At 57.5% G+C, this 13,403-nt stretch carries 8 protein-coding genes and 1 pseudogene; 2 read left to right on the forward strand and 7 right to left on the reverse strand.

The window, feature by feature from the left end; translation table 11 throughout:
* Nucleotides 1–46: 46 nt before the first annotated feature.
* From JGZ97_RS02370 to JGZ97_RS02395, 6 genes are all read right to left on the reverse strand, one after another.
* Nucleotides 47–895: a sulfotransferase domain-containing protein gene (locus JGZ97_RS02370; protein ID WP_207061005.1), complete on the reverse strand. Its 849-nt coding sequence runs from the start codon at nucleotides 893–895 to the stop codon at nucleotides 47–49.
* 94 nt (nucleotides 896–989) lie between these two features.
* Entirely contained in the window at nucleotides 990–2,903 is a 1,914-nt protein-coding gene (locus tag JGZ97_RS02375) for an XrtA/PEP-CTERM system amidotransferase (RefSeq protein WP_207061006.1), read from the reverse strand.
* 17 nt (nucleotides 2,904–2,920) lie between these two features.
* Entirely contained in the window at nucleotides 2,921–4,042 is a 1,122-nt protein-coding gene (locus JGZ97_RS02380; RefSeq protein WP_207061007.1) for a TIGR03088 family PEP-CTERM/XrtA system glycosyltransferase, read from the reverse strand.
* Complete coding sequence (locus JGZ97_RS02385) at nucleotides 4,042–5,247, reverse strand: TIGR03087 family PEP-CTERM/XrtA system glycosyltransferase (RefSeq protein ID WP_207061008.1); 1,206 nt, start codon at nucleotides 5,245–5,247, stop codon at nucleotides 4,042–4,044. The genes JGZ97_RS02380 and JGZ97_RS02385 overlap by 1 nt, the downstream gene beginning before the upstream one ends.
* Nucleotides 5,248–5,301: 54 nt before the next feature.
* Nucleotides 5,302–7,008, reverse strand: a complete 1,707-nt coding sequence (locus JGZ97_RS02390) for a bifunctional sulfate adenylyltransferase/adenylylsulfate kinase (protein WP_207061009.1) — start codon at nucleotides 7,006–7,008, stop codon at nucleotides 5,302–5,304.
* Nucleotides 7,009–7,051: 43 nt separating this feature from the next.
* Nucleotides 7,052–7,978, reverse strand: coding sequence for an XrtA system polysaccharide deacetylase (locus JGZ97_RS02395; protein WP_207061010.1), 927 nt, complete (start codon nucleotides 7,976–7,978; stop codon nucleotides 7,052–7,054).
* A 285-nt stretch (nucleotides 7,979–8,263) separates the two neighbouring features.
* Between JGZ97_RS02395 and prsT the strand changes: the two genes are divergently transcribed.
* Nucleotides 8,264–11,104, forward strand: coding sequence for an XrtA/PEP-CTERM system TPR-repeat protein PrsT (gene prsT / locus JGZ97_RS02400; RefSeq protein WP_207061011.1), 2,841 nt, complete (start codon nucleotides 8,264–8,266; stop codon nucleotides 11,102–11,104).
* A gap of 99 nt (nucleotides 11,105–11,203) precedes the next feature.
* A pseudogene (locus JGZ97_RS02405) lies at nucleotides 11,204–11,699 on the forward strand (transposase); the annotation flags it as partial.
* A 254-nt stretch (nucleotides 11,700–11,953) separates the two neighbouring features.
* Here JGZ97_RS02405 and JGZ97_RS02410 read toward each other — a convergent pair.
* Nucleotides 11,954–12,931: an EDSAP-1 family PEP-CTERM protein gene (locus JGZ97_RS02410; RefSeq protein WP_207061012.1), complete on the reverse strand. Its 978-nt coding sequence runs from the start codon at nucleotides 12,929–12,931 to the stop codon at nucleotides 11,954–11,956.
* Nucleotides 12,932–13,403: the final 472 nt, after the last annotated feature.

The following is a 13,403-nucleotide window of genomic DNA, read 5'->3' on the forward strand; positions in this document are numbered from 1 at the left end:
AGATCTATGGCTGGCTTTTGTATAAGCGGCTGTTTTTCTCTTGTGATCATTGGAACCTGACGCCAGATATTGCTTCAAAACGTTTCACGCTGGCTTCGGTTTTCTGGCGGAGTTCTGCGCGAGTCTCCTTCCTCATATCGGGTATTTCTTGCGTAAGAAGATTGCCTAAACGCAGATATACTTTTTTGGGCAATGTTTTTTTGGCTTGTTTAGTCAGTTTTTTAAAAATGCCCCGTTCGTTCAGAATCTTTGATATGACTCTCCCTGTCTTATTATATCTGTAGGAGACGTTTTTTGCTTCGCTATTAAGGTTGTCAGGTATTTGACTATGATCTATTTCTAGAAATGAAGCGCATCTCGCTAGTGTTTCTCTTGGGTTTTGATTCAGGTCTTTGAGCCTGATAATAAGGAAGTTTTCAAGTTTGAAGTGGCGAAGGTATAACTCAATCTGCCCCGCGTAATCACTTTGGTCAAGATAGTGGCTGGTTGCCCTTATTGCTTCCTCAAAAGGTCGTGATTCGTCGCCTACTCGCACGGCATGCCAGTAGCCGGAGTAGGCCCGGTCCACGGGGTCGCGAACGATGTAGATAAATTTCGCATTAGCGTTGGCTGCTTTAATCCGCTCAGGGACGCCCATCAATGGGCTCTCGGCATGGGCTTCCGGGTTCGACAAAAATGCTTGGGTATAGCTTGTGGAGGCATCAATTAGAATGTTGTCTTTATTGTCAAAGCACTTGGCATACCAGTCGAATCCCAAATGATAATTCTTGGTGAAAAAATGGGGCTCCTTTGGACGCGATAGGCTTATATTCGGGAACGAATCAAGCAATGTTGCAAGAGTGGTTGTGCCCGCTTTTTGCGCACCTATCAAAAATATATCAGGGCAAAAAACCATAGTACGTTCCTTGTATTGCGCTCTAGCCCTTGGCTGAATTGTGAGACCCCGGTCCGCTCAGATAGACCAACGGGCACCCCGGTACTGACGGGGCTCACGCGGCTTGGCGAGCTGAGATTTGTCCTGACTTGCGCATACTGGCTTCGAACATCATCAGCGCCCAGAGCGCGGCGCTATGTTCGCCGGTGCCCCGAATATGCTCGTCGACCAGCCGCTCAAGGGTTTTCTGATCAAAAATAGCCAAGGGCTGCAAGGCACCGTCTAGAACCCGCGAACGCAACCGTTCCTTGAGGGGCCCGCGGAACCATTTGGCGATCGGTACGCCGAACCCCATTTTGTCCCGATAGAGCACGTCATGGGGAAGGTGTGGCTCCAATGCCTTCTTGAAAATGTGTTTGCCTTCCCTGCCTTTGAGTTTCAGGTCAGCGGGAATCCGGTTCGACCAGCCGAGGAACTCATGATCCAGCAAGGGCACCCTCACCTCAAGGCTGTGCGCCATGCTGGCACGGTCCACCTTGGTTAAAATATCGCCCGGCAGATAGGTTTTCATGTCCAGGTATTGAATCAGTGACAGGGGGTCCTGGCCATCGAACTGCTGCATATGCTCCGCAAAAATATCCACGGGTCGGTATCCGTCCAGCCGCTTGTTAAAGGACGGGGTAAACAGGTTTCGATGGATCTGCTCCGGGATCACCGACATGGTATGCAGGTAGGCGTTCATTGCATCCCGTTGCAGGGCTTGGAAGGTCGACTTGGCACGGAGGAATTTCGGCGCCCAGTCTAGTTTGGGGTAGTAATTCCCCAGCAGGTTGAAAACCGGCTGGCGGATAGGGGCGGGCACCATCCTGCGCACGCGCTCCTCAAGCATGTGCCAGCGGTGGCGACGATATCCGGCAAAAACCTCATCCCCTCCATCACCGGACAGGCAGACGGTGACCCGTTGTTTCGCTACCTGGCATACCCGGTAGGTGGGGATCGCGGAGCTGTCGGCAAAGGGTTCATCATAGAGGCCCGCCAGCTGATCAATCAGCTCAAAGTCGTCCGATGCCACGATCTGTTCTTGGTGATCGGTTGCGTAACGTTGGCTGACCTGGCGGGCGAATTCGGTTTCGTTGAAACTGGGCACATCAAAGCCGATCGAGCAGGTGTTGACGGGCTTATCCATCAGCCCCGCCATCAGCGCGACCGTTGCGCTTGAGTCAACGCCGCCGGATAGAAATGCCCCAATGGGGACTTCGGAAACCAACCTGATATCGATGGCTTCACGCAGTCTGCCAATCAACTCTTCCTGCAGGGCTTGGGTATCGGGCTGAGCGAAGGTGCCGGCGAAGCTGGGGTTCCAATACGGCTTGATCTCGGGGGCATTGCTGCCGGCCTTTAGCAAAAGCGTGTGGCCTGGGGCCAACTTGCGGACGCTGCTATAAATCGTTTTGGGGTCGGGGATGTACCCGAAGGTGAAGTAATCGGCGATGGCTCGCTCATCAAGCGTGCGATCGAGCCCGGGTAGGCAGTGCAGTGCTTTGAGTTCTGATGCGAAGGCGAACTGCGAGCCGCCGAGGAGGGTGTAATAGAGTGGTTTGATGCCGAGCCGGTCACGGGCGATGAACAGGGTTTCATCCTTGCGGTCCCAGATGGCATAGGCAAACATGCCCCGCAGGCGCTTTACTGAATCCGGCCCCCAGGCTCGCCAGGCCTGAAGGATGACTTCCGTATCTGAGCGGGTGTTAAATCGGTGTCCTAGCGCCTCAAGCTCCCGGCGCAGCGAGGCGAAATTGTAAACCTCACCGTTAAATACGATGACAGCATCGTTATCTGCGTTGACCAGTGGCTGTTGACCGGAAGCAATGTCGATAATAGAGAGGCGGCGGTGGGCAAGCCCTACCGGGCCTTCCTGAAAAACATTTCCTTCATCAGGCCCGCGATGAAACAACGTATCGTTCATCTGGTGCAGCAGTTGTGCATCCACGGGGGCGGGCTCAAAGTTACGCATTCCTGCGATACCGCACATAAAACACCCTCTAAAAGCTATTGACCCTGATAGAGCCTAGTATATTTTTCGACCATGTTATTGAGGCTAAATCGTTGTAAAGCATCCTGACGTGCGGCCAGACCCGCCTGGTGACGCTTGACGTCGTCACGGCTCCAACGCGCCATCGCCTGACATAAAGCAGCCTCATCGCAGGCGACCAGCTCGCCGGTATGGTGTTGCTGGACAAGTTCGCCATTGCCGCCGACCCGGGTGGCGATAACTGGAAGCCCGCTCGCCAAGGCCTCAAGCACCGTGTTGGAAATGCCCTCGGCCAGCGAAGGCAGCACAAAGACGTCGAACAGTCGCATCAATGCGGGAATATCCTCGCGTCCGCCGGGAAACCACACCTGATCCCCAAGTCCGGCCTGGGCGATGAGTTCTTTGAGCATCTCTGAGTGCTCACCATCCCCCACGATCACCAGGCGCAGTGACGGAGCGAGGTCGGGGTTTTGTTGGCACAGGCGCATAAACGCATTGACCAGCAGATGATGGTTTTTGACCGTCGCTAAGCGTCCCACGGAGCCGAATACCCGGGTGCTATCGTCGATAAAACCAGAGGGAGGAGAGGCCGGCGGGCCCTCAGGGGTGAAGCGGGCGGTGTCGACGCCGTTGACGATCTGATGGCAGCGCTCAGCTGGCACCACTATCTGATCGCGCAGGTACTGGCAGGACTCGCTGGAGAGCCCGATAAAGTCCTGGATCAGGGGCCGCAGGGTTTTCTTCAGGCGGATATAGCGGCCGTTGCTGCCGTTCAGATCAGCCATGTCCCAGCCGTGTTCACCGTGAATCCTCCGGCCCACGCCGGCCATGAAGGCGGGAATGTGGTATTCCAGAGTGGCGACGTTACGGGTATGCACCAGGTCCGGCTTCAACCTGCGCAGCAGCGACCACATCTTGGGGTAGTACTTCCAGTCGGCGCCGGGTCGCTTGTCCAGCGTGAACAACTGGACTTCGGGTATTAGGCGTCGGGCAAAAACGGGGTCGACGTCGGTCAGGCTGATAATGCTATGGCGATACCGGTCTTCGGGAAGGTGATTGATCAGGTTAACAATGCCGTTCTCCAGCCCTCCCGTGGCGAAACGATAGACGATGTGGGCGATATGGCGCCGCGAGTCCATCATTGAACCCCTTCGAGGTGGGAAGGGAGTTGCTCCAGCACTTGCGGCCAACCGTAGTGCCTGAGCACGTGGGTGCGGTTGGGGCTCCCATCCGCGCCAGTATCGCCGCTAAGGTAGTCAGAGCAGGCTTCGATAAATGCCGCGGGCTCATCTGCTACTTTCAGGCACAGGCTGGCTGTTGTTTTCAAACCCTCCATCGCCATGGATGTGGCCACCACCGGACGGGCCATGGCCATCGCCTCAAGCACCTTGTTCTGAATGCCGCGGGCGATACGCAGGGGGGCGATCACCAGCGTGGCGTTGCCAATATAGGGGCGGATATCTTTTACCCGCCCGGTAACCTCCACGCCTGCCAGCTGCTGCAGCTCCAGCACCTCTTTGGCAGGGTTGCCGCCGACGATAAGAAAACGGAGGTCGGGGTTTTCTGACCTTAGGGTCGGCCACACGTGCTGGCAAAACCAGACCACCGCGTCGACGTTGGCCCAGTAGTCCATGGCGCCGGTGAATGCGACGTAGCGTGACGGGCAGGGCGCTGTCGCGCAATCTTCTTTTTCGGGATCAAAATAGTGGGTGTCAACGCCGTTGGGCAGAAAGGAGACCTTGGGGCGCTCGCGCTGGGTAAGTTGCTGCTTGAACAGGTCGGCCTCGTCCGCGGAGACGAAGATTGCGCGGTCAAATTGCGCCGCGATCGCGCTCTCGTAGAGGCGCAAGGTGCGATGCTCGCGCCTGTAAATCCAGCTCGCCACGCCTTTTTTATGGGCGGCGTACTGGGCCCATTTGGCCGAATCCACATCGACGAAGTCGATGACCCTGTGTTTGGGGGCGAACCGCTCTCCCTCCAGGTACTGGGCCATGGATGAGGAAAACACCAGAAAGCGGCTCACATCAAAGCGCGCGGTGATTTCGTCGACCCACCGTTGCATTCGTCGTGAGCGGTAAAAAGCCAGGGTAAGCGGTGTACCGCTGATCAGGGCGCCGGGGGTGGCCAAATAACCTGCACCGCGCCTGAGCGGCAGGCACAACAGCGATTCGCACAGGGGGGCCAGCTTTTCCGTGAACGCCTGATCAGCCGGGTCATCGACGAAGCAGCCCAGGTGCACTTTGTAGCGTTCAACAAGGTATCGCAGAAGGTTGTAGGAGCGGATCTTGTCGCCCTTATTCGGCGGATAGGGGATCCGGTGACAGAGAAATACAACGTGCTCCATAAAGTTTCGCCTTCTCCTTCTGCGATAAGTGAGGGCCTTCCCTGGCCGTTGTGGTTACTTGATATAACCAAGGTTGATGAGCTTGAGCACAATTTCCTGAACGGCCTTTTCCGGCGTAGACCCTGTGGTGTCGATGCGCATTTCCGGGGTTTCCGGCGTTTCATAAGGGTCGCTGATGCCGGTGAATTCTTTGATCAGGCCGGCGCGGGCTTTGGCGTAAAGCCCCTTGCGATCGCGCTCCTCGCACACCTCGAGAGGGGTGTTGATATGCACTTCGATAAAGCCGCCCACCGCTTCGATCATCTCTCGTACTTCCCGTCGGGTACTCGCGTAGGGGGCGATGGGCGCGCAGATCGCGATGCCGCCGTTTTTGGTGATCTCGCTGGCAACAAAGCCGATACGCAGAATGTTGAGGTTGCGATGCTCCCTCGAAAAACCCAGCTCGCTGGACAGGTGTTTGCGCACCACATCACCGTCCAACAGGGTGATGGCGCGCCCGCCGATTTCCAGCAGTTTGGACAGCAGGCCGTTGGCGATCGTGGACTTACCAGACCCCGACAGGCCGGTAAAGAAGACCGTGAAGCCCTGGCGTGCCTTGGGGGGGTGGGTTTTGCGCAACTCCTCCACTACATCCGGATAGGAGAACCACTCCGGAATCTCGTACCCTTCGCGCAGGCGCCGGCGAAACTCGGTACCTGAGATCGCCAGCACGGTTTCGTCGGGATGGACGCGACTGGCGGGGGCGTATTCTGCCCGCTCACGCACGTAGACCATCTGTTCAAAGGGAATCATTTTGATACCCAGCTCCTCCGCGTGCTCCTTCATCAGGGCCTGGGCTTCGTAGGGGCCGTAAAAGTCCTCGCCGTTGCTGTCCTTGCCGGGGCCTGCGTGGTCACGCCCCACGATCAGGTGGGTGCAGCCGTAGTTACGCCGAATGATGGCGTGTAGCAGCGCCTCGCGGGGGCCGCCCATGCGCATGGAAAGAGGCAGCAAGCTGAGCGCCGCGGTCTGGTCGGGGTAGCGTTTGAGCACTTTTTCGTAGCAGCGGACCCGGGTGTAGTGATCGATATCACCAGGCTTGGTTAATCCGACTACGGGGTGAATCAGCAAGTTGGCTTCCGCCTCTTTGGCGGCGCGGAAGGTGAGTTCCTGGTGGGCGCGGTGCATGGGGTTGCGGGTCTGAAATGCGGCGATGCGCCGCCAACCCCACTTTTCAAATTGCGCCCTTAGCTCCCGTGGGGTTTGGCGCAGGGTGACGAAGTCCACATGGTTCGGTGCCTCAACGCCCTCAAGGGTGCCCCCGGCATACCAGCTGTGGTTGCGTTCCAGCAGTTGGGCAACTCCAGGGTGGCAGCAGTCCTGAGTGCCAAACACCTGTTGCGCCTCGGCGTGACGGTCCGGCTGCCAGAGGTCCTGCAGGCTGAGGATGGCGATCAGGACGCCCTCCGCGTCGCGAAGCGCAAGACGCATTCCCGGCGCGAGTTCCGCGGCCAGCGCGTCGCTGATATCGAGGGTGACCGGCAACGGCCAGAGGGTTCCGTCCGCCAGCCGCATTCCCTGAACGACTGCGTCGTAATCGGCACGGCCCATGAAACCGTTAAGCGGAGAGAAAGCGCCGTTAAGCAACAGCTCGATATCGCAAAGCTGACGGGGGGTGAGATCCCAGGAGGGGAGTTGCCGGGATTCGGCTTTCAGTTGCTCTGCACGCTCGGGCGTCACGTAAAGTTGGTTGAGGGTACCACCGTAAGGGCTTATTAACATGGACCTTCCTAGTCGATATTAAGTAGATTTTATTGAGTGTACGTTAAACGGAGTTTTTCGCCAGCTCGTGCGGCGGGCTGGCGAAGGTGGGCCGGTAGGTGTTTTGAAGCGCATTTGAAAACACCTCGTCCATGCGGCCCCACTTGAAATCTGCGAGCAGGCGCTTTAGCCGCGCCTCTGTTTTGTCCAGGTTAAGGTAGTGGCGAAAGCGCGAGCGTCGGCTGGCCCCCTCGATGCGGGGTTGCTCGGCATCAATTTCCCAAGGGTGGAAATAAAACACGGCGGCCTGACCTTCAGCGTCGTTGATGCGCTTAATGCCCCAGCGGGATAGGGCATAGGGGTAGAGTCGGAAAAAGCCACCGCCGCCAAAGGGCAGGTTGCGTCGCCCCAGACGAACTGTGCTGATGGGAATCTCCAGCAGGCCGCAGTGGCTGCGAAAGGGATAACGGGGTGCATCGGGCATGCCATAAAGGTCATGGCGCACGGGGTAGATGCTGGAGCTGTATTCATGCCCAATCTCCTGCAGCGTATCCAGCGCCCACAGGTTGCCGGCACCAATTGAGTAACTGGGCGCCCGGTATCCGTTCACGGGCTGCGCGCCGATGGCTTCAAGTAGCTCTTTGGCGCGGTAAACATCTTCTCTGAACTCGGTGCGGGACTGGGTGGTGGCCCGACGGTGCTGGTAACCGTGACTGGCCAGTTCATGGCCTTCCGTAACGATGCGTTGAACGATGCGGGGGTGCCGTTCCGCGACCCAGCCAAGGGTGAAAAACGTGGCCTTGATATTGTACTCGTCGAACAACGCGAGTATCCGCTCCATATTTCGCTCCACCCGGCACTCCATGCTCTCCCATGTGGAGAGCGCACACTGGTTTTCAAAGGCCGCGACCTGAAAGTAGTCCTCCACATCGACCGACAGTGCATTGGTGATTTTTGGGGGGGTGTCCGTTTGCGGCTGATATTGGGGCATATAACGCGCCAGCTCCTTGGCGGCCAGTCTGGGTTTATAGTGTAGACCCCGGGGCAGTGTGGGGGAGTTTGTTTGCAGATTTTGTGCGCGTGTTTGCGCCTGTGCCTTTCCCAAGAGCGCACCCCCGGGGCCTTGGGTGCCCAGAAACCTGACGAGTTTTAGAGGGTTGCACAGGAAATGTCGATTTTGACCTACACTTTTTGGACGACTTGATATATCCGGCGATGTTTCCGGTGGGAGCTCCATGTACGGAACAGGCGCGGGTTTTACCACTGGGAATGAAATATGGAAATCTCTTTCCTGACGCAAGCCAACCCGCGACGGGGGGGCAGGGCGTTGATGAAGTTTGCTGCTTGTTGTGCGCTGGTCGGAATCGCCGGCTGCAGCCAGCCCCAGAGTTCCGTTGAAGAAAGCCTGGCCCGGGCCGAAGAATACCGCGCTGAAGGTGAGTACCGGAGCGCAGTCATCGAGTTGAAGAACTTTCTCGTCGGTGCGCCTCAAGATGCCCAAGTGCGAAGCTTGCTGGGAAGTATCTACCTGGAGATGGGGGATCTTCCCAGTGCAGAGAAGGAGCTCAACCGCGCTCATAGCCTGAGCCCCAGCGATCTTGGTGTGCGGGTCAGCCTCGCCAAAGTCCTGTTGCGTATCGGCAAATACGAAAAGTTTGAAGAATTGATCGGCGAGGTGGACCTCTGGCCGGAGACGCTCGCTCCCCGTGCCCAAGCGCTGCAGGCCCAGGCACAGCTCGCCCAGGGGCGCGTTGAACAGGCGCAAGAGATACTAGAGTCTGCGCTTTCGAGCCATCCTGACGATGAAGAAGTGCTGATTACCCAGGCCATGCTCCTGTTCCACAACGAGTTGTTTGACCAGAGCCAGGCGGCGATTTCACGTCTGAGGGGCAAGTCACCGAATCATGCTCGCGCCCTTATTTACGAAGGATTGCTGGCCAACCAGAGGGGCGATTTGGATCAGGCCCGGAAGCACTTCGAAGCGGTGCTCGCGTTGCAGCCTGGGAATCAGGGCGTGCGACTTGATCTGGCGGCGCTGTTGCGGCGCCTGGACGAGCCAGAGGCGGCCAAGCAGCAGGTGCAGACTGTCCTGTCGGCACTGCCCGCGCACCCCGTAGCTAATTACTACATGGCCGATCTGGTGATACAGGAAGGAGATTATCGCCTGGCTCTCGACTACATCGACCGCGTTCTTGCGGCCGTGGACAACCACGTTCCCACTCATTATCTGGCGGCGGTCGCTGCGTTGCAGGCCGAGCGATTTGAACGGGCCTATCACCATGCCGTCGTTGTTACCAGCCTTGCCCCGGGCACTCCCGCCGCGTTGAAGTTGAAAGCGGCGGTGGAGTTCAAGCTGGGGCGTTCATCGGAGGCGATAGAGACACTGAGTGGAATCAGGCCTGATGATTTCACCGAAAAAGACGCCGCCCTCGTCGCTGCCGCGGGCGATGCGGCCCTGAACTCGGGCCGCTATGAAATGAGCCGTGAACTGTTTCAGCGGGCCTCGGAGCTGACTCCTGACGACGCCACCCTGAGCCTCCGCAAGGGGGTCGCCGCTTTGGGACTAGGGGACACCGAATCTGCGATTGAGGTGCTGGCACGGGGCCTGGAACAGTCGTCGGAGTCGGAGTTTGCCCAGCTTGCCGTGGTGCTCAGTCACATTCGAAGCGGTGAACTGGATCTGGCGTTGAACCGGGCGCATGCATTGCAGGAATCCTATCCCAGTAATCCCCATGGCTACACAATGGAAGGCTTGGCAATGGCGTTTACCGGCCAGCCGGAGGCCGCGCGAGAAGCCTTTGAGAAGGCCCTGGCGTTGGAACCGGGGGAACCCAACGCCAGTCAGAACCTCGCCGCTTTAGCTGTGCAGCAAAAGGATTATGCGCGAGCCCGGGAAGTGCTCGGTCAGCTGTTGGACGTACACCCCAAGAACCTGAAAGGGTTGGTGGCGCTGGCCAAGGTCGAGACTCAGGACAATCAGCTGGCTGCGGCGCTGGGATGGCTGCAACAGGCTATAAGCGCTCATCCAAAGGCGCTGGAACCTCGACTGCTGATGATGGACCAGTTGTTGAAGTTCGGGCGGCCGGTTTCCGCGCTGAACCTTGGGGCAGAGGTGCTGCCAACCTACCCGCGGGATCCGGACCTGCTCTACCTGGTGGGGCGTGCCCAGAAGGCAGCAGGGGCTTTCGAGAGAGGAGAGGAAACTTTCAAGAAGTTGCTGATTGAGGAGCCCGATCACCTTGCCGGCCACTATCAGCTGGCTGATATTTATGAAAAAACCGGGCGCTACGGACTGGCTACGCAACACGTGGAACGCAGCTTTGTATTGCAGCCGGATTATCCGGCAAGTCTGCTGGTGCTGGGTCGGATTAAGCTTAAAGGTGGAGCTTTGGATGAGGCAAAGGCGGCGCTGGCACGGTTGAAACGGCATGCAGCGGGTAACATGCTGGCTGTTGAGTTGGAGGCCCAGATTGCACTTGTCGAGGGGCAATCAGAGTTGGCGGTTAGCCTTTTTGAGTCGATTTATGACCAGCGCAAGACCACGGCGTTGACTATGCAGCTGGCCACGGCGCGGTGGAACCTGGGGCGCAGGGATGAGGCGATTCGTTTCCTGGCTGACTGGCTGGAGGCGTTCCCAAAAGATATGGCTGTCAGGAATGTGCTGGCCAATTTCTACCTCATGGATGACCGGGCCGAGCTGGCCCGGCAGGCATTCGCCACTATCGTGGAGCGGACCCCGAACAATGCCTGGGCCCAAAATACCCTGGCCTGGTTTCTACACCAGGACGGTGATCTGGAGCAGGCGCTGTTCCACGCGCGTAAAGCCCGGACACTGGCCCCGGGTAACCCCCAAATCATGGATACGCTCGGTATGATTCTGCTGGATCGGGGTGATACCGAAGCCGCCCTGGAGTTGATTGAGGGGGCGGCGGCACAGTTGCCGGGACGGCTCGATTTGCAGTATCACCTGGCCCGGGCCAATTTCGAACAGGGCAACATTGAGCAGGCGAAAAAGTTGCTGACCGAGGCGTTGAACCGGTCCGAGGGTCAGGAGGCGTTCGCTTCTAGAAAAGACGCCGAACGGCTGCTGGAGAGCCTTAACCGCGCTGACGGTTAAACGAGGGGCCGTAGATGTAGGCGGTTTTCTTTTCGGGCAGAGAGTGTAAAAAAATCTGTGTAAGTGGCATTCTGCCCAACCTGTTGAAAGGACAACAGAATGCCCATTACAGACAAACCGTAGACCAACTGCTGGTGGGCTGCTACAGCCCTGAAGATATCCTCGGTGAGAGCGGCTTGCTCAAGCAGCTCACCCAGAAAGTCGCTGAACGCGCCCTTGAAGCCGAGATGGAAGATCATCTCGGTTACTCCAAGCATGAGCCGTCAGGCAAAAACTCAGGCAACTCCCGTAACGGCAAGAGCCGCAAGCCCGTGCGCTCGGTTCACGGTGATTTTGAGCTAGAAGTGCCCCGTGATCGCAATGGCACCTTCGAGCCCAAGCTCGTCAGTCAGGAAAGGCGAGAAACGGCTCCAGGGCTTCGATGACCGAATCATCTCGCTCTACGCCCGTGGCATGACAACTCGCTATATTCAGGCTCATTTCCAGGACGCCTACGGTGTCGAGGTATCGCCAACCTTGATATCCCACGTGACCAACGCGTTGATGGGATGAAGTCACCGCCTGGCACAATCGACCACTGGATGCCTTCTATCCAGATAGATCCTTTTGAATGGCTGGACTCATTAGCGAGAAAGCCTAAAGGCGATTTCCCTTGAACTGGGTACAGGCCTTTGCTCTAGGCCGTTCTGTTACTCCCCTCGCTGCTGCTCTCAGACATATCGGGATGTCTCCAGGGGCGCGCGACTCTGTCCAAGAGAAAGTCGGTTGCTGCATGCCCTTTGTAAAACGTCACAACAAAAAAGCCCGCGATGTTCGCGGGCTTTTAGATGAACTGCTGTTAGTGAGAGGCTACAGTACCTTCTTGCGGCGAGCCACACCGAATCCCAGCAGGCCAGCACCCAGCAGGAACAGGGTGCTCGGTTCGGGTACGGGTACCAGCCGGATGATGTCGGTGGAGGTAGTTGCGTTCAGGGCCAGTCCGTAGGTGTTACCGGAGTCAAGGCCGGTAACGGTAAAGCTGTAGAAGCCGCTGCCGGTCTCAAACACATTGCCTCCTGCACTGGTCAGTGCGTTGTTAAGGCTGACGCCGTCGGCTTCGTTGTCCGCACAGGTCAGGCCGGCAGCACAGGAGTTACCCGCTCCGTCCACCCCGTCAGGTGTCCAAGTGGCCAGGGTAACGCCGCCCAGAGAGAGCGACAGGGATACCCCTGAGTTAGCCTGGGCCAGACCGGTGTCGCCACCATTGACCGATGCAAATACGTTCACCAAGGCATCGAAACTGATCTCAAAGCTGCCAGCGTTGGTGAACTCAAATGTGAGGGAAGTGTTGGAGTTTACCGTGGTGTTGGCCTGCGCCTCGGATCCGGAGACCAGATTGCTCTCTGCAATCTGTTCGGTGCTGGTGAGGGCATCCCCGCGCACCTGAGCATCCAGAATCGACGATTCAGCATTGGAGTACTCCAGGCCTCCGCCAAACACGGTAAAGTCATTCTCTCCACGGGCTACATCGCCACCGGGAGCGTTCTGGACAGTCCCGCTCAGCACCGTGGCAGCACCTGCAGTGCCGCAGTTGTTCAAAAGACTGTTACAAGACGCATTGCCTGCGCTGCCATCCGCTACGCCGTTCAATGCGGAATCGGCGTTGGTGCTGAAGGTGTAGTTGTTCAGTGCCCCAAAGTTTTGGCCGTTATCATCGCTGAAGACGATATTGAGGTTATCGAAGTCCAAGTAGCCCAAGCCGTACACATCCGCCGCGGCCTGGCCGCTGACGCCCAGCCCGACCGCAGCCGTGAGGGCTAGTGCGAGTCTATTCCTTTTGCTGTTCATGAAAAGCTCCTGGTTTTTCATCAATTGCGTACTGCCAAAGCCGTGCAATTTTTCTGTTACCCGGTCGGGGCCGGTGCGAATTTTTTCACGGAGAACCGTTCACCTAAACATAAGGCAAGCAAAGTGCCATAAAAATAAAATCATTTAGAAACAGTTGTATAGGCGGCTGCCTGGATGCTTCTCGGCGATCCAAATGGCTAAGGTGTAAAAAAAAGTGACGCTCACGGAGCCGAAACGCCATGGCTGGTTTAGGGGGGGGGGGATGGAGGATTTTTTTGTCCGTGTTGGAGCTACCTGGGAAGCGCAAAGTATGGAAAGTCGCTGACGACAGCCTCTGGTGTAAGCAAAAAGTGCTAACGTCAACCGCCTTTGGAACTGTGGTGTGGGCTATGGTAGTTGAATGGGCGTTTGACTAAGGTCTTGCTTGCAGGTTGTTGATTCACAAACAGGTGGGCTTCCGCCGGGATCTAGA

This window comes from Motiliproteus sp. SC1-56 (assembly GCF_017309075.1).
Taxonomy (GTDB): Bacteria; Pseudomonadota; Gammaproteobacteria; order Pseudomonadales; family Balneatricaceae; genus Motiliproteus.

What these genes read in the sequence shown, in the direction of transcription:
- JGZ97_RS02370 (WP_207061005.1), bottom strand. Translation starts at nt 895, where the DNA reads ATGGTTTTTTGCCCTGATATATTTTTGATAGGTGCGCAAAAAGCGGGC.
- JGZ97_RS02375 (WP_207061006.1), bottom strand. Translation starts at nt 2,903, where the DNA reads ATGTGCGGTATCGCAGGAATGCGTAACTTTGAGCCCGCCCCCGTGGAT.
- JGZ97_RS02380 (WP_207061007.1), bottom strand. Translation starts at nt 4,042, where the DNA reads ATGGACTCGCGGCGCCATATCGCCCACATCGTCTATCGTTTCGCCACG.
- JGZ97_RS02385 (WP_207061008.1), bottom strand. Translation starts at nt 5,247, where the DNA reads ATGGAGCACGTTGTATTTCTCTGTCACCGGATCCCCTATCCGCCGAAT.
- JGZ97_RS02390 (WP_207061009.1), bottom strand. Translation starts at nt 7,008, where the DNA reads ATGTTAATAAGCCCTTACGGTGGTACCCTCAACCAACTTTACGTGACG.
- JGZ97_RS02395 (WP_207061010.1), bottom strand. Translation starts at nt 7,978, where the DNA reads ATGCCCCAATATCAGCCGCAAACGGACACCCCCCCAAAAATCACCAAT.
- prsT (WP_207061011.1), top strand. Translation starts at nt 8,264, where the DNA reads ATGGAAATCTCTTTCCTGACGCAAGCCAACCCGCGACGGGGGGGCAGG.
- JGZ97_RS02410 (WP_207061012.1), bottom strand. Translation starts at nt 12,931, where the DNA reads ATGAACAGCAAAAGGAATAGACTCGCACTAGCCCTCACGGCTGCGGTC.